Annotated in this window: 23 protein-coding genes; 20 read left to right on the plus strand and 3 right to left on the minus strand. The window is 45.9% G+C overall.

The genetic code is table 11. The annotated features are described in order from the left end of the window. The 6 genes from BN162_RS16400 to BN162_RS16425 form a co-directional block, all read left to right on the plus strand. Nucleotides 1-212: hypothetical protein (locus BN162_RS16400; protein WP_208854773.1), on the plus strand; the 212-nt coding region annotated here is incomplete at its 5' end. A 154-nt stretch (nt 213-366) separates the two neighbouring features. Next, on the plus strand, nt 367-753 hold the full coding sequence (locus BN162_RS16405; RefSeq protein WP_020226222.1) for a GntR family transcriptional regulator: 387 nt from the start codon (nt 367-369) through the stop codon (nt 751-753). Further along, complete coding sequence (locus BN162_RS16410; protein ID WP_020226223.1) at nt 734-1447, plus strand: ABC transporter ATP-binding protein; 714 nt, start codon at nt 734-736, stop codon at nt 1445-1447. The genes BN162_RS16405 and BN162_RS16410 overlap by 20 nt, the downstream gene beginning before the upstream one ends. Then, nucleotides 1441-2241 (plus strand): hypothetical protein, encoded by an 801-nt coding sequence (locus tag BN162_RS16415; RefSeq protein ID WP_020226224.1) that lies wholly within the window; start codon nt 1441-1443, stop codon nt 2239-2241. The genes BN162_RS16410 and BN162_RS16415 overlap by 7 nt, the downstream gene beginning before the upstream one ends. Before the next feature lie 198 nt (nt 2242-2439). Continuing rightward, nucleotides 2440-2634, plus strand: a complete 195-nt coding sequence (locus BN162_RS16420) for a DUF378 domain-containing protein (RefSeq protein WP_020226225.1) — start codon at nt 2440-2442, stop codon at nt 2632-2634. A 69-nt stretch (nt 2635-2703) separates the two neighbouring features. Continuing rightward, nucleotides 2704-3501, plus strand: a complete 798-nt coding sequence (locus BN162_RS16425) for a hypothetical protein (RefSeq protein WP_020226226.1) — start codon at nt 2704-2706, stop codon at nt 3499-3501. 44 nt (nt 3502-3545) lie between these two features. On the opposite strand, the gene BN162_RS16430 is transcribed toward BN162_RS16425, so the two are convergent. Next, nucleotides 3546-4211: a hypothetical protein gene (locus BN162_RS16430; protein ID WP_147612212.1), complete on the minus strand. Its 666-nt coding sequence runs from the start codon at nt 4209-4211 to the stop codon at nt 3546-3548. A gap of 448 nt (nt 4212-4659) precedes the next feature. Further along, the gene (locus BN162_RS18170; protein WP_147612213.1) at nt 4660-4902 is read right to left on the minus strand and encodes a glycoside hydrolase family protein; all 243 of its coding nucleotides are present in this window, start codon (nt 4900-4902) and stop codon (nt 4660-4662) included. Between the two features lie 205 nt (nt 4903-5107). On the opposite strand from BN162_RS18170, the gene BN162_RS19300 reads away from it, so the two are divergent. The 4 genes from BN162_RS19300 to BN162_RS16460 all read left to right on the plus strand — a co-directional run bounded on the left by BN162_RS19300 (nt 5108) and on the right by BN162_RS16460 (nt 10187). Beyond that, nucleotides 5108-5362, plus strand: coding sequence for a helix-turn-helix domain-containing protein (locus tag BN162_RS19300; RefSeq protein WP_390620526.1), 255 nt, complete (start codon nt 5108-5110; stop codon nt 5360-5362). A gap of 244 nt (nt 5363-5606) precedes the next feature. Further along, entirely contained in the window at nt 5607-6170 is a 564-nt protein-coding gene (gene pth, locus BN162_RS16450; RefSeq protein ID WP_020226231.1) for an aminoacyl-tRNA hydrolase, read from the plus strand. Further along, nucleotides 6167-9610, plus strand: a complete 3444-nt coding sequence (mfd, locus tag BN162_RS16455) for a transcription-repair coupling factor (protein WP_020226232.1) — start codon at nt 6167-6169, stop codon at nt 9608-9610. The genes pth and mfd overlap by 4 nt, the downstream gene beginning before the upstream one ends. 52 nt (nt 9611-9662) lie before the next feature. Continuing rightward, nucleotides 9663-10187: an AbrB/MazE/SpoVT family DNA-binding domain-containing protein gene (locus BN162_RS16460; protein WP_020226233.1), complete on the plus strand. Its 525-nt coding sequence runs from the start codon at nt 9663-9665 to the stop codon at nt 10185-10187. 200 nt (nt 10188-10387) lie between these two features. Here the strand turns inward: BN162_RS16460 and BN162_RS16465 are convergent, their stop codons facing one another. Continuing rightward, nucleotides 10388-10819, minus strand: a complete 432-nt coding sequence (locus BN162_RS16465) for a cupin domain-containing protein (RefSeq protein WP_020226234.1) — start codon at nt 10817-10819, stop codon at nt 10388-10390. A 360-nt stretch (nt 10820-11179) separates the two neighbouring features. Here BN162_RS16465 and BN162_RS16470 point away from each other — a divergent pair, with 360 nt between their 5' ends. The 10 genes from BN162_RS16470 to BN162_RS16515 all read left to right on the plus strand — a co-directional run bounded on the left by BN162_RS16470 (nt 11180) and on the right by BN162_RS16515 (nt 17244). After that, entirely contained in the window at nt 11180-11503 is a 324-nt protein-coding gene (locus BN162_RS16470; protein WP_020226235.1) for a hypothetical protein, read from the plus strand. Nucleotides 11504-11508: 5 nt separating this feature from the next. After that, nucleotides 11509-11709: a helix-turn-helix transcriptional regulator gene (locus BN162_RS16475; RefSeq protein ID WP_020226236.1), complete on the plus strand. Its 201-nt coding sequence runs from the start codon at nt 11509-11511 to the stop codon at nt 11707-11709. A 70-nt stretch (nt 11710-11779) separates the two neighbouring features. Next, nucleotides 11780-12043 carry an RNA-binding S4 domain-containing protein gene (locus BN162_RS16480; RefSeq protein ID WP_020226237.1) on the plus strand — a complete coding sequence of 88 codons (264 nt, stop codon included), beginning with the start codon at nt 11780-11782 and terminating at the stop codon, nt 12041-12043. 48 nt (nt 12044-12091) lie between these two features. Further along, a complete protein-coding gene (yabP, locus tag BN162_RS16485; protein ID WP_020226238.1) occupies nt 12092-12397 on the plus strand; it encodes a sporulation protein YabP in 306 nt (101 codons plus the stop codon). Then, nucleotides 12394-12933: a spore cortex biosynthesis protein YabQ gene (gene yabQ, locus BN162_RS16490; protein ID WP_020226239.1), complete on the plus strand. Its 540-nt coding sequence runs from the start codon at nt 12394-12396 to the stop codon at nt 12931-12933. Before yabP ends, yabQ begins: the two co-directional genes overlap by 4 nt. Nucleotides 12934-13091: 158 nt before the next feature. Further along, on the plus strand, nt 13092-13430 hold the full coding sequence (locus tag BN162_RS16495; RefSeq protein WP_020226240.1) for an FtsB family cell division protein: 339 nt from the start codon (nt 13092-13094) through the stop codon (nt 13428-13430). 246 nt (nt 13431-13676) lie between these two features. Further along, nucleotides 13677-14375, plus strand: coding sequence for an AT hook domain-containing protein (locus BN162_RS16500; protein ID WP_020226241.1), 699 nt, complete (start codon nt 13677-13679; stop codon nt 14373-14375). A gap of 242 nt (nt 14376-14617) precedes the next feature. Then, nucleotides 14618-14887: a hypothetical protein gene (locus tag BN162_RS16505; RefSeq protein WP_020226242.1), complete on the plus strand. Its 270-nt coding sequence runs from the start codon at nt 14618-14620 to the stop codon at nt 14885-14887. A gap of 200 nt (nt 14888-15087) precedes the next feature. Next, entirely contained in the window at nt 15088-15495 is a 408-nt protein-coding gene (locus tag BN162_RS16510) for a GNAT family N-acetyltransferase (protein ID WP_020226243.1), read from the plus strand. A gap of 183 nt (nt 15496-15678) precedes the next feature. Then, nucleotides 15679-17244, plus strand: coding sequence for a flavocytochrome c (locus BN162_RS16515; RefSeq protein ID WP_020226244.1), 1566 nt, complete (start codon nt 15679-15681; stop codon nt 17242-17244). Nucleotides 17245-17315: the final 71 nt, after the last annotated feature.

Genomic DNA, 17315 nt, shown 5'->3' on the forward strand with positions numbered 1-17315 from the left:
CTACTTTTTATGACGGAGGGAAATATGTGATGAAAAAAGAGCGAAGACAGGAATTGGAAACACTATTCATTCAAGATTCTGATGAAGATTGGCGGGAACAGTTAAATCCAGAGGAAGCAGCATTGATTGCTCGATGGGATGCCCAGTTTGAAGAAGGAAAAAGAAGATTAAGTCAAGTTCCCGGAGAAAACCAGGATAACCAGAAGCAATAGAAAGAAATCAGCCGGTTGGCAGCAAACGGATTAAAACGAAAACAAGGCGTGGAAGCTTTGTTTTTTTAATTTTCAAAATTTTAGAAAAAGAGGATTGACAGAAATCAATCCCAGTGTTAATGTATTAGTGTACTAATACAGAGAGGAGAAACCTATGGCAATCGATTTTGATTCTAACCTTCCGATTTATATTCAGGTTATGGACTATATCAAAAAAGAGATCGTATCCGGACGGTTAAAACCTGGAGATCGGGTCGATTCCGTTCGAGATTTAGCCTTGCACTTCGGTGTTAATCCGAATACAGTTCAGCGTTCGTTATCGGAGCTGGAACGAGAAGGTTTATTGAAAAGTGAACGGACGGCAGGTCGTTTCATCAGTGAAAATGAGGAACTGATCGGCTTGGTTCGCGAGCAGATGGCGACTACATGCATCAGCCGCTATGTGAAAGAAATGGAAAATCTGGGGTTTGAGGGGGAAGAGATTCTTGCTCAGACGGCTTATTATGTAAAGGAGAGGGACAATGACAACGGAGAGCACTAAACCTTTAATTCAGATTCGCGGTTTGACGAAATCATACAGTCAAACAACGGCGCTGAAAAATGTCGATCTGGATATGGTTCCAGGTCAGATCATCGGTCTTTTAGGACCGAACGGCAGCGGCAAGACGACCTTGATTAAAATCATGAACGGCTTGCTTCGTGATTACAGCGGGGAAATCTTAATTGACGGACATAAACCGGACGCGTATACCAAAAGTATTATTTCTTACCTTCCGGACGAGAACTATTTCAGCGATTGGATGAAAGCCAACGACGCGCTTAAGATTTTTGAAGATTTGTATGCGGATTTCGATATCGCCAAAGCTCTGCTGCTGATGAAGCGGCTTGACCTGAATCCGAATATGCGGATTAAGTCCATGTCCAAAGGCATGAAGGAAAAATTTCAGTTATGTCTGGTCATGAGCCGGAAAGCAAGAATTTATATTCTCGACGAACCGATCGGCGGCGTCGATCCTGCAGCTCGGGAATTGATTCTGGACATCATTCTGAACAACTATGCGGAAGATGCCATCGTCCTGATCTCGACCCATTTGATCAGCGATATTGAAAAAATCTTTGATGACGTTATCTTCTTAAAATATGGCGAGCTGGCAATGCATAAGAATGCGGAACAGCTGCGTGCGGAAACAGGAAAATCAGTGGATGAGGTTTTCCGGGAGGTCTTCAAATGCTAAAGCTTTTAAAATATGAACTGATTCATGAATGGCGCAGTTATGGAATTATCTATCTTATTTTCATCGCTGCCTGCGTCCTGTCGCCGATCTTGTTTAAAGATCAGATGTTTGCAAGTCAGGCAAATATGGTTGTTGAATCGAATATGAGCGTGCTTGGCGTTATTGCTGTCTTGGCGGTTACGATTATGACGATGGCGATTATCATCAGTACGGCGATCAATATTGCGCTGAATTACCGCAATTCCATGTTTAAACGTCCGGGATATCTGACTCTGACGCTGCCCGTTACAACTCATCAGCTGATCCTGAGCAAGGTTTTGGCTGATATTCTGTGGATCATCATTGCCGGATTTGTCTTAATGCTGGGTTATACTTTGATGGTTTTGGTAGCCGGCATTCTGATAGGCATGGATTTGCCAAGCTGGTCAGAATGGATGCGATTATTCTCCATGATTCATATCGATCTTTCCGACCTGATTACACTCTTTCTCTCATTGGCTTTAATTTTATCGGGGATGGCTGAAATGATCCTGTATGTATATATGGTCATCACCCTGCCGCAGACAAGATTTACACCGCGGCATAAAACGGCGATTTCAGTTGCCTTGTTCTTTGTGATTTCCATGATCATGGGCTTAATTCGCGACAGCTTGTCAGGTCCGCTACACTATATGACGCAGAATCTTTCAGGAAATGGTGTCATCGCGCTGGAAATCATGTTTACGTTATTGACATGCGCTCTGTTCTACGGCGTGATCTACTTTGTCCTTGAAAAGAAATTAGAAGTGGAATAAATCAACATGGATTCTCACATTTCAAAAGTGGGAATCTTTTTATTTTGCTGGATTTGAAATTCAAGTGCTGGAGGATTATTAACTGTCCGAACAGGAAGAGGCGCTGAAACCGGGATCAGAAAATAGTTCTTCCTGATTTCATTCCTAGTTATAAAAATAATCAGACTGGACATACTAACGAGCAGGAGGATCGATGATATGAAAATAATCAACGGAATCGCTTTGCTTCTGGTTGTCATCGGCGCTGTTAACTGGGGTTTGGTCGGCGCTTTTGAATTTAACCTGGTATCGTTCCTGTTTGGCGCAGGCACCTTGTTCAGCCGGATTATTTACTGTCTGGTGGGGATCAGCGGATTGATCGCGCTGACCTTCTTCGGCAAGCTTGGCGAATAAACGAATACGAGCAATGCTTTTTTTCCTGAGCCAAATCAGGTATAATGTCACCGAAGAGGTGACTTTTTTATGAGTCTGTTAATTACGATTGTCTGCTTTGCGATCTCAGCGGGCATGTTGATTTCCCTGCTGACGTTGCTTAAGCGTTCTAAAAAAATGAAAAAACTGATTGCCTGTGTGGATCAAATCAGTGATGAATCGCTGTTTTTCCCTGCTATTGATCAGTTTATCGATTCGATTCAGGATCCGGAATTTGCAGCCAAAGGTGAAATTCTGAAATTGTGGGGACTGATTAAATATCAGCATGATCTGCCTGAAATTGAAGCTTGTCTTGAACGGATTGATCTGAGTAAAATCATTATCGATCCCAAGAATCGGCGCCGCAATAAGATTGGGCTGAATGAAGATAGTTTTTATTACCTGTGTTTTGCCTGCAGCTTTAAGGCGTACAGTCAGAACAATGAGGAATTGCTGAATCGTCTGCATGAGAAGGTGCTGGAAAAAGAAGATTACTTCCAGGATCAGCTGTTTTATCAATTGTATACGGCGAGTTGGGCCTGGTATACAAAACAAGGAGACTGCGGTGAAGCGGTGTTCATGGATTTGGCGCAGGGTCTGATCAAAAAGATGAAGTGTTCACGGCAGATGCTGGATATTTACCGCAATATCGCGGCGGCCTTCTTAGCTGGAATTGCGCAGGCACGCAAGGATGAAGAGCTGGCTCAGCGTGTGGAAAAACCGGTGAGCAATTGGGCGTCAACAGAAATGGGCGCTAATATTTTAAGAGATCTGGGTATCCATGAAATCAGCCAGTCACAGGTCTGGTCCAAAGCGGAGGATGAACCGGAAACCAAGGATGAAGCATAAAACTAAGATTTAGAAAATGAAAAAAGACTGGAAGCAGGTGGAAATCACCATTGTGTTCCAGTCTTTTCTATGCAGCGGATCAATGTTTCCAGATAGGCTGGAATAAAAGCATCCAAGCTGTTTAAGAGTGTGTTGGAAACAGAGATCTCATGGTCTACACGAAAATCAAAATTAGCGGATTGGATCTTTAAGTTCGCAAAACCTTTCAATTCTTTGTTCAACAAATTGTCGGTATACCAATTTTTTAAATTACTCCATTTTTCAATGTAGGTTCTAACTTGACTATGCAGCTTTTGCGCTGAGATGGATAGGTCTTTTAATTGATCTAAATCATAAGCGATTTCTACGCTGGCCGTATAATGATAAGATCCCGTTAACCGGTTGGACAGTTGAATTTGTGACTCGACAGCCCGTGTATCATAACTTTTAGATAAGGTCTGTTCATACGCAGTCAGGCTTTCTTTGAATTCGTAACATAAATAAAGCAAGAATGTTTTCTGGATAAACTCTCTGTCCTTCAGCTTGATCATTTCTTCAACAAAACTTTTAACAATAACCTTCTGCTGATCAACACTTATCGGACAGATCTTTTCGTTGAGAATATCCAATTCACTTTTAAGCGCTGCATAATCCAAATTGACTTTTTTCTGCCAGGAAATAATTTTGTTTTTAGGAATCACAATCAGACCGTTTTTATGTTCAGCTAACAACAAGGTTTGTTCCAGTTCTTCTTTTCTTTGAAGCTGGTTTAAATAAGTGAATAAGCTGAAAATATTATTTTATGTTTCTTCCGAAAGCTTAACCATAAGCTCGGCTTTCCTCCTTTTCTTCTTATAAAAGTCATCTTCTAAAGATAAGTTTTCTCTTACTACTTATATTTTAATTGATTTTCAGTATTTTTGATATGAAGATCAGTCTGATATTGAATCGTCAGAAGGGAAAGCCATCGAATGCATTGAGTTGGACAGATAAGGTCACAAAATCTGAATGTTCTTCTCTGAAAAAGCGGAAGGGAAAGAGAAAAATACCGGCCTTTGTCTTTTTCCAGAATTGCTTCTTTTCATCGGACAAAGGCCGGTATGATAATATGATGGATTAGTTTTTTTCCTGCTTTAAGGGAATTCAGACTGTCCAAGTATCTGTGGCATCAATAAAGCCCTATGTACCATTGCTGGTACCGAAGAAAGCATGCGCCGGCTTTCCATTCTCAAACAAGAGGAACGGTCTTTCCAGCAAACCCATCAGTTCCGTTTTCCCATCATCCCAATGAAGCCCTCGGGTATAGGCTAAATCACTAGGAATTACTTCCCAATGGATCCCATCGGGAGAAATTGCATGCATACCGCCATGTTTCTGGCCGCATACATCGCCGCGCATATCCTTGGCAATCATGGGGTACAAGTCCTGCTCTTTCCAGATAAACGGATCTTCAATACGGATTAGATCCCGATTGAAGACAGGGGTAACACGCAGCCGGATATAAGGCCCGGATTGGCAGCAGAGTGAGAGTCGGAATTCAGTTCAGGATGATTATCGAAAAATCAACATCGAGAATGCTTTTCTCTTTGACAGTGAGAATCTGACACTGCCTGCGCTGGCCGATCGTCTGCAGCTGAGCGTGCGTCAGACAGAACGAATTCTCAAAGATGAATTCCAGGCAACATTTACTGAATTAAAACAAAAAGCAACAATCAACCGGGCTGTGTCGCTGTTGAGAACAACACGCAAAACGATTACGGAAATTGCTGAAGAAAGAAATTTCTGTTCTGCTTCTTATTTTTGCAAGATGCTGAAGCAACAAACCGGAAAAATCGCGACCCAGATCCGACGTGAACAGACGCTTGAGAATGTAGAAAAATAATGAAAGCCGATAGTCCTGAGTGTTTTTCTACATGTCAGAATAGGAAAAAGAAAGTCGGAAAAATCCGACTCCCAGTCAGGACAAGCGGGAAGAATTCTGTTATAATGATCAGGCATGAAAAGGCCGGGATTGAAGGAAATCCGGTCATTTTGCGTCTTGCAGCCCTAGAAGAAACCGAAGCAGGTTTTCTTCGCTGGTTTACAAAAAGGCTGCAGGTCATCCATAAAGACAGGAGGAAGACTTTATGAAATTAATTGTCGGATTAGGCAATCCCGGTAGAGAATATGAACATACCCGTCACAACGCGGGCTTTGATGTGCTGGATCGGTTGGCGGATCTGTTAAACACAGGAATCAGTCAATCCAAATTCAACGCTCTGATCACGACTGTGCGTAGCGGACAGGAAACAATTCTGTTAATGAAACCGCAGACCTATATGAACAATTCCGGGGAAGCGGTCATTCAGGCTGTTCAGTTTTATAAAATCCCGGTCGACCAAATTCTCGTCATTCATGATGACCTGGATCTGCCTGTCGGTAAGATCCGCATCCGGACTTCCGGCAGTGCGGGAGGTCAGAAGGGCATGAAAAACATCATCGATCATCTGCATACCCAAGAAATTGCCCGGATTCGAGTAGGAATTGATAAAAATCCGCTGATTCCGATCGTCGATTATGTGCTGGGCAAAGTTCCGGCGGAGCAGCGGGAGGACTATCAGGCGGCGATCAACCACGCGGCGGAAGCGGCCAAGGCAAGCATGACGATGCCGATCAGCGAAGTCATGAACCGCTTCAACCGCAGCCGATGAACTTCCTGTTAGGGCGGCTGGCCCACAACCCAGCCGTTGCAGCCTGCACGCGGCAGGAAGCCTTTCTTTCCGCTTCTTCCTTAACCGAGGAAGCGCTGATTCTGGCAGCCAGCTATGCGCAGAATCCAAGGCCGATGCTGATCATAAAAAATAATCTCTATACCGCTCAGCGTCTGGCGGAAAAGCTGAAATCCCTGCTTTCCCCACAGGTCTGCGCGCTTTTCAGCGTGGAGGAATCACTGCGGGTAGAGGCCATTGCCGCGTCTCCGGAAGCTACGGCGGAAAAGGTAGAAACTCTGAATCGTTTATTGAACGAGGATCAGCTGATCTGTGTGACTCATGCTTCAGCCCTGGTTCGCTATCTGCCCTCTCCAGCCCAGTTTAAGCTGTGCACGATCCTGTTAAAAACCGGTATGGAAGTGTCGATGAACGATCTGAAGCGCACCCTGATCGCGGCGGGCTACCAACAGACCGCACGGGTGGATCAGCCGCTGTGCTTTGCCAGCCGCGGCGGAATTATCGACATCTATTCGATCAACAGCGACGCTCCGGTACGAATTGAGTTTTTTGATACGGAAATCGACAGTATCCGTACCTTTGATATTGCGACGCAGCGCACAGTACAGGTGCTGAGCGAAGCGGAAATTGTTCCGGCTTCCGATCTGCTTTTGGACGATGATCAGATCGCTTTGATCGATCAGCGCGTACACCATCATCTGGAATCGCTGAAAAGTCGTTATACCCATGGTGAATATGAACAGATCGAGGGGATTGTGGATCTGGATATGGAAACCATGCGGGCGCACTTAAGGGAAAGCCGGCTGTATCCGTATTTAAGCTATCTCGATGACAATCGCTCTTTAATCGATTATTGCCTGCAGGCCCAGGTCTTTCTGTCCCATCCAGATCAGATTAAGACCCATCTGCATCAGCTGACAGAGGAAACCACGGCCTACATTCAGGAAATGGCGCAGGAGTTGAAAATGCTGCCGCGTTTCAGCGTTCAGCATGAGCTCAATACCGTGCTGGCCGGCCGGAAAGTCACCGAAATCGATACTTTCGATTCACTGCGCAAAGTCCCGCATGCGATGATCCGGGAAGTCGCCCTGCCGAATGAAACGCTGCCGATGAAGCTGGAAATTGCTTTGAAAGAAGGCCGCGGCCGGCAGATGTATTTTTTCCTGCAGGACCATGAGCTGAAAGAAATTGTTCCGATCCTCAAGGGAAAGGAAATTCCGTTTCTGATTAATGACACCCAGCCGCATGAGGAAGGCCTGGTGCTGATTTCGCAAGCGCTCGATGAAGGCTTTGAAGCATTAAAAGAAAATCTGATCGTTTACACCTCGCACGAACTATTTAAGAAAAAAACAAAGCTGGGACGGTATGCTTCCAAGTTTAAGGAAGCCGAGGCGCTGAACAGTTATCAGGATCTGCAGCCCGGCGATTTCATCGTGCATTCCCAACATGGCGTCGGCCAGTATCTGGGGATTGTGACGCGGGAGTTCAACGGCGTGCATAAGGATTTCCTGCGCGTTGTCTACAAGGGCAATGACGAATTGTTGGTGCCGTTGGAACAATTCCGCCTGGTCCGCAAATTCGTTTCCCGTGAAGGCGTGGTGCCGAAGCTGAATAAGCTGGGCAGTCACGATTGGGAAAAGACCAAACAGCGCTTAAAAGAGAATGTCAACGAGATTGCTGACCGCCTGGTGAAGCTGTATTCCCAGCGTGAAGAGAACATCGGTTATGCCTATGGTCCGGACTCGGTGCTGCAGCAGGAATTCGAAGATGACTTTGAATATGAACTGACTCCCGATCAGGCGTTGGCGGTACAGGAAGTCAAAAAGGATATGATGCAGCCGAAACCGATGGATCGGCTGTTGTGCGGCGATGTGGGGTTCGGCAAGACTGAAGTTGCATTAAGAGCAGCGTTCAAGGCGATTACCGAAGGCAAGCAAGTCGCTTTCCTGTGCCCGACCACGATCCTCTCCCTGCAGCATACCGCCACGGCGATGAAGCGCTTCGAGAACTTCCCGATCCGTGTGGAAGTGCTGAACCGCTTTGTCGTGGAATCCAAACAAAAGGAAATCCTGCGCGAGCTGAAGGAAGGCAAGGTTGACATGATCATCGGCACCCATCGCATCTTGTCCAAAGACGTGCAGTTTCATGATCTCGGCCTGCTGGTCATCGACGAAGAACAACGCTTCGGAGTTGAACACAAAGAAAAAATTAAGGAAATGAAGGAATCTGTGGATGTCCTTTCACTCTCCGCCACGCCGATTCCGCGTACGCTGCAGATGTCCTTGATCGGCATCCGTTCTTTATCTCAGCTGGAAACGCCGCCGAGCAACCGTATGCCGGTGCAGACGTATGTGATTGAGAAAAACCGCGCGCTGGTCAAGGAAGTGATCGAACGGGAGCTGGCCCGTCAGGGACAAGTTTTCTATCTTTTCAATAACATTCAGGAGATTTACAATGTTGCCCGCCAGATCAAACAGGATGTTCCGGAAGCGGAAATTGCCGTGGCTCATGGGAAGATGAGCCGTGATGAAATTGAAGAAGTCATGATGCAGTTTACTGACAATGAAGTGAACGTGCTGATCTGCACGACGATCATAGAAACAGGCATTGATATTCCCAACGCCAATACGATCCTGATTGAAAATGCGGATACCTTCGGTTTGGCGCAGCTGTATCAGATCAAAGGCCGGGTCGGCCGCAGCGATCGGGTTGCGTATGCTTACCTGATGGTCCGTCCGCGCAAGCAGGTCAATGAGATTGCCCAGAAGCGCCTGCAGGCGATCAAAGAATTTACTGAACTGGGCAGCGGCTATAAGATTGCGATGCGCGATTTGACGATCCGCGGCGCAGGGGATTTACTAGGCCCCAGCCAGTCCGGGTTTATTGATACTGTCGGCATCGATATGTATATTGAGATGCTTCAGGAAGCGATCGCTGAGAAAAAGGGCGAAGTCAAACCCGAAGTCAAAGAACCTGTCCGCTCTCAGGTTCAGGTTGACGGCTATATTCCAAAGCAGTTTGCTCCGTTGGATTTTGAGAAAATATCACTATATCAAAGGATTGACGCCGCCCAGGATGAAGATCAGTTAATCGCACTCAAGGAAGAAACGCAGGATTATTTTGGAAAAATGCCGAAATCCGTCGGTCTGTTGTTCGAGAAGAAACGATTGGACATTCTGTTGAACGAACCGCGGGTGGATTCCTTCCGGGACGTGAAAAATCAGATGGAAATCGTTTTCTCCAAAGCCTTTTCCGATCATATCGACGGTGTAAAATTATTTGAAACGTTTACAACGATATCCAAAGATATCCAGCTGCGTTATGTGCAGGGACGAATTATTGTTCGTCTTCCGAAAAAAGGCAATGAATTGGCCTTAGCCATCGAAGTCTTGGATCAAAGTAAGAAACTGGAAGTTTCATAGAATAATCCGGAGCCGGTTGTCCCATACTATTTGTACGTAAAGGAGAGTCGGCATGAAAGCAACAGGTATAGTTAGAAGACTGGATGACTTAGGGCGTTTAGTCATCCCGAAGGAAATCCGTAAAATATATAAGCTCAAGGAAGGCGATTCAATCGAATTTTTCGTCAATGAGGATTCTGAGATCGTATTGAAAAAGTTTTCTGTTTTGAGCGATGAAACGGAAGCGATCACACGGATGTGTCAAACGCTGCAGGAAGTAACGGAACATCCGGTCTTATTCGTAGAGGATGATCAGATTTTATGCGTTGGACAGACGAAGCTGGATGATTGGCGCAGCCAGTCACTGTCCGTGGAGTTTCAGGAGTGTGTCAAAGCGTACCATGTCCGTCCGTTTGATCAGGTGCGGTTGTTCGCGGCTAAGCCGGATACGATGAAAGGCACGATCTTTCCGGTTGCGGTATATGGAGATTGGCTGGGAGCCTTCGTAGTACTGGAGGAGGATTCCCCGCTGCAACCGCAGCATCTGGATATTGCGCAGGCCTTCAGCCGGCTGCTGATCCGCAATCACGAACACTGACGGGTCCATCCCAGTCAGACAGAAGAGCTATTTTTGAAATGGGTATTGAAGAACAAGAAAAAACAGATGAGCCGCGTTCAGGATCGAGCGCAGAACATCTGTTTTTGCTTTAGGAAATAGGAATGCAGGAAAGATCATGCTCGATCAGAATGAATGCCAATCATCGGCAGAGAATCGTAAACGTGGAAACCAAGAATAATTTAACGGGTTAAAAATGTCTTTCCATCAAAGGTTTCGGTACGCAGAAGCTCATCCAGCGCGCTGACAGCTTCCCAATCCGTATCAACACAGCCATATTTAACCGTATGCACAACCGTATCCGCCGCTAAGTAAACATTGTGGGGAAGGCCTGGTGGAAGCATAAAACTGTCATCGGGATCCAAGCGCTGAAACGTCAGCTTCTCCTGCTGCCATAAGGCGATGACAATCCAGCCTTGTTCCACAATGTAGAATTCGCGCTTTTGATGGTGAACGTGACTGGACTGCCAGCCGCTTTGATGGGCACTGAGCGTGAGAATGTAGCTGCTGCCGGTATCCCGCGTCAGGCGAAACCGTTGTTCACCGTTATCCATTTGATGATGGATGGGCTGGATTCCATAAGTGAGAGCTTCTTCATCTGTAAGTTTTCGCATTGTTATAACCTCTTTTCACCAGTATAAACTGAAAATCTATTCATGAACAGCCGCAATTCTGTAAAACAAGGATCGCTGTTTAACTCAAAGGAAAGGTGAATCTTAATTTTAAGCTTGTTTAACAGAATAAGGGACAGAGAGTGAGAATGAGCACCGATAAAAAGGAAGAAAGAATACGATTCTGCTTCAAGGTTAGATAAAAAGGCGGAAGAAAGATTTTGCCATGGAACTGTTAAGATAAGGAATGGAAGAGTAATAATGTTAAATAATCTTGACATTTCGATCCATGGAGTTATAATAAAAATGTAAAAAGAGTTTAACATTTAGCTGAAAAAGCGTCTTTTTAAGGAGGTCAGGATCATGAAGAAAATGGATGAAATGGAACGAAACATTCAGCTGCGCTCTGAGTCTTTGGGTTACAAAGCCGTTTTGCTTGCCTTGTGTGCCTGGACGTTATGGAACAGCGGTCAAGCTTGGTTTAATTCAGGGACTTACCAGCCCTGGCCGTCGATTCTGCTGGGACTTGCGGTATGCGTTCAGGGATTTTCACAGGTTGCGCTCAAACATCGGATGATTGCGGGCGATGAGGAGTACCATGAACCGAATAGGCTGCTTGGAATGAGTATTACCGCTTTTGTTATCTTCGTGCTGATCCTCGCTTTGGGTGCAGCCTGGCTGCGGTAGATTCGATGCAGAATCGGATCAAACAGCTGCGAAAGCAGGCTGGGCTGCGCCAGGAAGATTTAGCGCAGGAAATGGGCGTGACACGGCAGACCATCATTGCGATTGAAAACAACAAATACAATCCGACGCTGGAGCTGGCCATGAAATTGGCGCGCAGACTGGACCTGCATGTGGATGAAATTTTCTTTCTGGATGAGGAAGAATGAGAAATGAGCGAAGTGTCCCAGGCTTGAAAGACAGTTGAACTGTGGTATGATAGAAACCAGAGGTGATGAAATGCGATTGGACAAGTATTTAAAGGTGGCTCGGATTTTAAAGCGCCGCACAGTATCAAAAGATCTGGCAGATCACCAGCGCGTGCTGATCAACGGAAAGACCGCTAAGCCGGCCAGTGAAGTCAATGTGGGCGATTTGATCACCGTGATTTTTGGCCAGCGGCAGCTGACAGTAAGGGTGACCGAAACCGCGCAGTATACCCGGAAAGAAGATGCGGCTTCAATGTACGAGGTTGTTGAGGAAAAACGCGTCGAACTGGAATAAACGAAACCTTCTGTTCATACGGTGGTAGAGAACAGGAGGTTTTTTCTTATGAGTGAAAGTCTGTTATCCAATCCTTTAAAATTTGAAACGAATCCGTATCATAACGTGGTGATGAAAGATAGGAAAAGCCTGGATCTGACGGGGGTCAAGCAGATCGACAGTTTTGACAGCAATGAATTCCTCTTAGAAACCAGCCAAGGCTGGATGTTGGTACAGGGCAAGGATCTGACACTGGGCAAGCTGGACACGGAGCGGGGAGAGGTTAGTATCCGGGGAGTGATCGATCGCCTGGAATATATCGTGAATAAAAAAGGACCGGGTAAGGAATCGTTTCTGGGTAAATTGTTGAAATGATCTTGCTTCCCCAGCAGTTTCAGGCGCTGGTTTATCATTTCTTCAGCGGCTGGGTGTTCGCTTTGACCTGGAGCGGAATGAATCGGCTGACATGGCACTTTCGCCGGCATGTTGTGAGATGGGTTATAGAAACTCTCTATTTCTTTGTTTTTGTCACGCTCATGTATGCCGGACTGCTGCCGATTACCGGCGGTCAGACGCAGATGTATCTGATTCTGGTGTTTGTGATGGGTGCGGCGATCTATCTGAAATTTTATGCCATGACCTTTTCCCCTGTGTTTGAAGGGATTGTACGCTGGGGTGTAAAGCAGCTGACCTGTCTTAAAACACAAAAGGCTAAAAATCAGGCAGTCCTGAAACAGCATTCGGAGCTTCGCCGGAAAAAGAAAGCGGAAAAGCTGCAGCTTCAGAAAGCAAAACATCAGAAAAAACATCAGGCAAAGCAGGCAAAAAAGCAGCTGAAAAAACAAAAACGGCAGGCGAAGCGAAAACGAAAACACCCTGAACCGGAAGACGCTTCGTCCGCTGTTTTATAAATTGTGTCCCGATGGGGAGCGCGGGCAGTGAACGAATAAGGCTCCTTCCTTTCACTTCACCGGAGTTTCACTTGCGTTTAAATGGATTTTAAGTATAATAAAAGTGCACCTAAATTTTTATCATTTTCGCAAGAAAGCAGGCGAAGGAGGAATCGAACTTGACAGCTGAAAATCGAAATGAGCCGAAAACCGTCAAACCCAAAGGACGGAAAAAACGGAGCATGCTTGCAAAGTTCATCAGCTTGGTCGTCATTTGTTTTTCCTTGTTTATGCTTTACGGCGTAGTGAAGGAAGTCTTAACGACGATGGAATTGAAGCAGCAGATCTCCCGTGTGGAAGAAGAACTGAAAACCCTTCAGGAAGAAAATAAATATCTGACACTGCAGCGGGATAAACTTGAAGATCCTGCTTACGTACAAAGCTATGCACGGGGAAGCTTTATGCTTTCCAAGGAAGGTGAACAGATATTCTATCTGCCGTCTGACGACAAAAAATAGATAGGGAATACGCAATGAAAGCCGGGTCTTGAAGACCCGGTTTTTTTGTTTTTGAGCTTTAGAATCCCGGACAACCTGAAAGAATGATGTAGGATTACCTGAAAAACAAAGGAAGAATAAGCGATTTTCCGGGGATAAATTCGGATAAATCAACTATTTTTCATACAACGACACGTTACGCGGGATTTCGACAAACCCCAACCCCTATAATGACGTCGTCAAGGTAAAGAAAGTGAGTGAATAAGGATGAAGGGTCCGGGAATCAACGATTATTTAAGAATACTTCAGCAGAAGAAGCAGGAGGGTCATGATCGAGGGGAGAAATGGATAGAAATTAGTTCCAAAGAACTGCATCAGGAGGTTTCGCCGGAACATGCGACAATGCCGACCTGTTGTCAGGCAATTTACAAGCTGTTATATCAAGGTGATGAAATCCTGCAGCGTCCGAAAGGACAAACCGGATTCGGCTCTCACCTGCGGGTTCGGTATTATGTCGACAACCTGACGGATCGGGAAGTGATGTTTCCACCGAAAAAGCGCGGCCGTCCGGCTAAGAGTGAGGAACAGAAACGGCGGGATCGAATGATGAAAAGCAGCCGGAATACGGAAGATCTGCGGCGGATTCTGGCGGCCTGGCTTAATGAGCGCGGCTGGCAGACAACAGAATTTCCCAATAAGATTCAAGCTGAAAAAGATGATATTACCTGGATAATCGAAGTTCAGGGAACGCATCGCGGACGCCGCCAGCCGTTGCCGGTAAAGATCAATGCGATTCTTAAAGAAATCAGCGAGGATACAGCCAGCTCTGTTCGTTACAGCGTAGCTTTCAATGATTCGTCGGTCTATCGCAAACAATGGAGCGAGATACCGAAGGTTCTGAAGAACAAACTGAATGTCAGTGTTATCTTAGCGGATAAAAGCGGAAATATTCAGGAAGTTAAATAATCATCATCCAAGGCTGAAAAACTTCATAATGAACAGTTGTGGGAAGATCCGGATTTTAACGGATCTTTTTTACTAAGCAAAAAAATCAGATGACATTTCCAGGTTTTGGTTGAAAAAGTAGACTTTACCTGACGATTGAAATATAATAAGAATTACTGAAAAAAGTCCGGTTTTCGGGCATATTTTGGCCTGGTGCAAAAAGTCTACTTTATGATACAAGCAAAGAAAGACAGGTGGGAAACATGTGTGTGTTTGGGATCAACAGTGCGATTGAACAGATCTTAATCTTTCTTAAAAATGAAGTGCAGGCGGAGATGCTGACGGATCTGCGAAAGCCGGTTTATCGAGAACGCCTGTTGGAAATTCTGACCGAATGTCCGCTGGGATTGTATCATTTGGGAACGTGGCAGGAAGTTTTCCGCTGGCTGGACTGGTCTTTGTCTTTTTCTGATTATCCGGAGCTGAAATCGGCTTTGGAAAGTATCCGGATAAAAGACGCCAAAGAAGCTTAGGCGTTGTCTTTGTTTCATAGCGGATTCGAGTTCTTGGTAATGAAGGAAATCAGGTGATACAGGGAATGAAGATCAATAAGCGGTCTGATTTTGTTGGGGGTTAAGATCCCTAACAGAAGATCAGGCAGCCAATCCAAAATATTCTAAGACTTACATCGATTTCATAAAATGAAACAGAGCGTCATCAAGGAGGATCAGCGATGATTATTCAAACAATGCAGCCCGGTCGTGAAGAACAAATTTTACGCTTATATGAAGCTGTCGGTTGGACTGAATACACGCGCCAGCCCCAGCGGATTCGCTCGGCTTTTGATCGTTCGCTCTGCGTTTTGGAGCTAAGTCATGAGGATCAGCTGCTGGGGTTTGTAAGAGCTGTGGGAGATGGAGAGACAATTCTCTATGTGCAGGATCTAATTGTGGATCCGGACTATCAGAATCAAGGGTGGGGAACCTTGCTGCTTAAAACTCTATGCGACCGCTACCCACAGGTCCGCCAGAAAATACTGCTCAGTGATGACGTGGAAAAAATCCGACACTTTTATAAAAAGCTGGGATGGGTTCCTGTTTCAGATATTCATTGCGCGGCTTGGGCTAAACTGCTTTTTTAATCGCTATCATAAAATTGAAGATTAATAACTGAATTAACTATGATTCATCTCTTTTCGTTATGAAAAAAAGCGGGATGTTAAAAGGATTTAGTAAATTGTGTAAGATTTGTGAAAATTTTCTTGATTATCCTGTGCAAATTGATATACTAAGAACGCAAAAGCATTTGCAAAGGAGAGAATGAAATGAAGAAATTAATTGCTCTTACTCTTGCCAGCTTGATGCTTCTGACGGGCTGTTCCAGCGCGCCGAAGACCGAGGGCAACGAGACAACACCGACTCCGGAAGCGGCAGCAACAGAAGCTGACGTTATCGTCGTAGGCGCCGGCGGAGCGGGCATGACAGCAGCGATCGAAGCGGCAAACGCAGGCAAGTCGGTTATCGTTATTGAAAAAGCAGCGATGACAGGTGGCAATACAACGCGTTCTACTGGCGGGATGAATGCTGCAAATACACCAGAACAAGATAAGAATGAATTCACGGAAGGCGCTGGTGTTGAAAAAATGCTGGCCAGCGCGAAGGAAAGCTATCCGGATTTAGCAGATCTGGTTGCCACTGTGGAAGCGCAGTGGGAAGAATACCAGGCTAATCCGACAGGTTACTTCGATACAGAAGAACTGTTTATGTTGGATACGCTGGTCGGCGGCAAGAACCTGAACGATCATGCATTGGTTGAAGTTCTGGCGAATGAAGCGAAGAACGGTATTGAATGGTTGAAGACTGTGGATGCGGATCTGTCCCAGGTTGGCAGCTTCGGCGGTGCCAGTGTAAAGCGGATTCATAAGCCGGTCAATGATGAGGGCAAGACGGTAGCTGTTGGTTCTTACTTAGTACCGAAGCTGACCAAAGCCGCAGAAGGCAAAGGCATTCAGTTTGTCATGGAAACGGCAGCGACAGAATTAGTCGTAACCGACGGAAAGGTTACCGGCGTTAAAGCGGGAGAAACAACCTATACCGGCAAAGCGGTTGTTTTGGCAACCGGCGGTTTCGCAGCTAATACCGAAATGGTTTTACAGTACAAGCCGGATTATGAAGGCTTTGTCTGCACTAATGCTCCGGGCATGACGGGCGACGGCATTGTTATGGCTCAGGCGATCGGTGCGGATACTGTAGATATGGAACAGATTCAGATCCATCCGACAGTTTCTCAGGAAACCAGCGCTCTGATCACTGAAGGTCTGCGCGGCGATGGTGCGATTCTGGTCAACAGCGAAGGCAAGCGTTTCTTTGATGAAGTCGGTACGCGGGATGCTGTATCCGCTGCTGAAGTTGCTCAGCCGGGCGGATTTGCATGGCTGATCGTCGATAACAAGATGGTTGAAGCTTCCAGCGTTATTGCGGGTTACATCAAGCAGGGTCTGACGGTTGAAGGTGCGGATGTTGAAGCTCTGGCTGCTGCCATGGGTGTTGATGGTGCAGCTTTAGTTGAAACGATGGATAAGTGGAATGCTTGTGTAGAAGCGGGCAAAGATGAAGAATTCGGCCGCACTAGCTTTGCGAACAAGCTGGATGAAGGTCCTTACTATGCAATCAAAGTGGCTCCGGGTGTTCATCACACCATGGGCGGTCTGAAGATCAACCCGAACACAGAAGTTCTGGATGCTTCAGGCAATGCTATCGCGGGTCTGTATGCAGCAGGCGAAGTTACCGGCGGTGTTCACGGCGCTAACCGTTTAGGCGGTAATGCAGTTGCGGATATCATCGTCTTTGGCCGAATTGCAGGTCAGCAGGCAGCAGCTTACGCTGAATAAGTAATCAATTTCAAACTCAATAGAACTCATGTTTAAGGGCTTAGAACAAGCTCTGAACATGAGTTTTTTTT

Source organism: Holdemania massiliensis AP2, from assembly GCF_000327285.1.
In the GTDB taxonomy this organism is placed as follows: domain Bacteria; phylum Bacillota_I; class Bacilli_A; order Erysipelotrichales; family Erysipelotrichaceae; genus Holdemania; species Holdemania massiliensis.

Excerpts from the sequence above, each read along its gene's own strand:
- BN162_RS16420 (WP_020226225.1), top strand. The coding sequence starts at position 2,440 with ATGAAAATAATCAACGGAATCGCTTTGCTTCTGGTTGTCATCGGCGCT.
- pth (WP_020226231.1), top strand. The coding sequence starts at position 5,607 with ATGAAATTAATTGTCGGATTAGGCAATCCCGGTAGAGAATATGAACAT.
- BN162_RS16500 (WP_020226241.1), top strand. The coding sequence starts at position 13,677 with ATGAAGGGTCCGGGAATCAACGATTATTTAAGAATACTTCAGCAGAAG.
- BN162_RS16470 (WP_020226235.1), top strand. The coding sequence starts at position 11,180 with ATGAAGAAAATGGATGAAATGGAACGAAACATTCAGCTGCGCTCTGAG.
- yabQ (WP_020226239.1), top strand. The coding sequence starts at position 12,394 with ATGATCTTGCTTCCCCAGCAGTTTCAGGCGCTGGTTTATCATTTCTTC.
- yabP (WP_020226238.1), top strand. The coding sequence starts at position 12,092 with ATGAGTGAAAGTCTGTTATCCAATCCTTTAAAATTTGAAACGAATCCG.
- BN162_RS16510 (WP_020226243.1), top strand. The coding sequence starts at position 15,088 with ATGATTATTCAAACAATGCAGCCCGGTCGTGAAGAACAAATTTTACGC.
- BN162_RS16465 (WP_020226234.1), bottom strand. The coding sequence starts at position 10,819 with ATGCGAAAACTTACAGATGAAGAAGCTCTCACTTATGGAATCCAGCCC.
- BN162_RS16425 (WP_020226226.1), top strand. The coding sequence starts at position 2,704 with ATGAGTCTGTTAATTACGATTGTCTGCTTTGCGATCTCAGCGGGCATG.
- BN162_RS16460 (WP_020226233.1), top strand. The coding sequence starts at position 9,663 with ATGAAAGCAACAGGTATAGTTAGAAGACTGGATGACTTAGGGCGTTTA.
- BN162_RS16505 (WP_020226242.1), top strand. The coding sequence starts at position 14,618 with ATGTGTGTGTTTGGGATCAACAGTGCGATTGAACAGATCTTAATCTTT.
- BN162_RS16480 (WP_020226237.1), top strand. The coding sequence starts at position 11,780 with ATGCGATTGGACAAGTATTTAAAGGTGGCTCGGATTTTAAAGCGCCGC.
- BN162_RS16405 (WP_020226222.1), top strand. The coding sequence starts at position 367 with ATGGCAATCGATTTTGATTCTAACCTTCCGATTTATATTCAGGTTATG.
- mfd (WP_020226232.1), top strand. The coding sequence starts at position 6,167 with ATGAACTTCCTGTTAGGGCGGCTGGCCCACAACCCAGCCGTTGCAGCC.
- BN162_RS16410 (WP_020226223.1), top strand. The coding sequence starts at position 734 with ATGACAACGGAGAGCACTAAACCTTTAATTCAGATTCGCGGTTTGACG.
- BN162_RS16475 (WP_020226236.1), top strand. The coding sequence starts at position 11,509 with ATGCAGAATCGGATCAAACAGCTGCGAAAGCAGGCTGGGCTGCGCCAG.
- BN162_RS16415 (WP_020226224.1), top strand. The coding sequence starts at position 1,441 with ATGCTAAAGCTTTTAAAATATGAACTGATTCATGAATGGCGCAGTTAT.
- BN162_RS16515 (WP_020226244.1), top strand. The coding sequence starts at position 15,679 with ATGAAGAAATTAATTGCTCTTACTCTTGCCAGCTTGATGCTTCTGACG.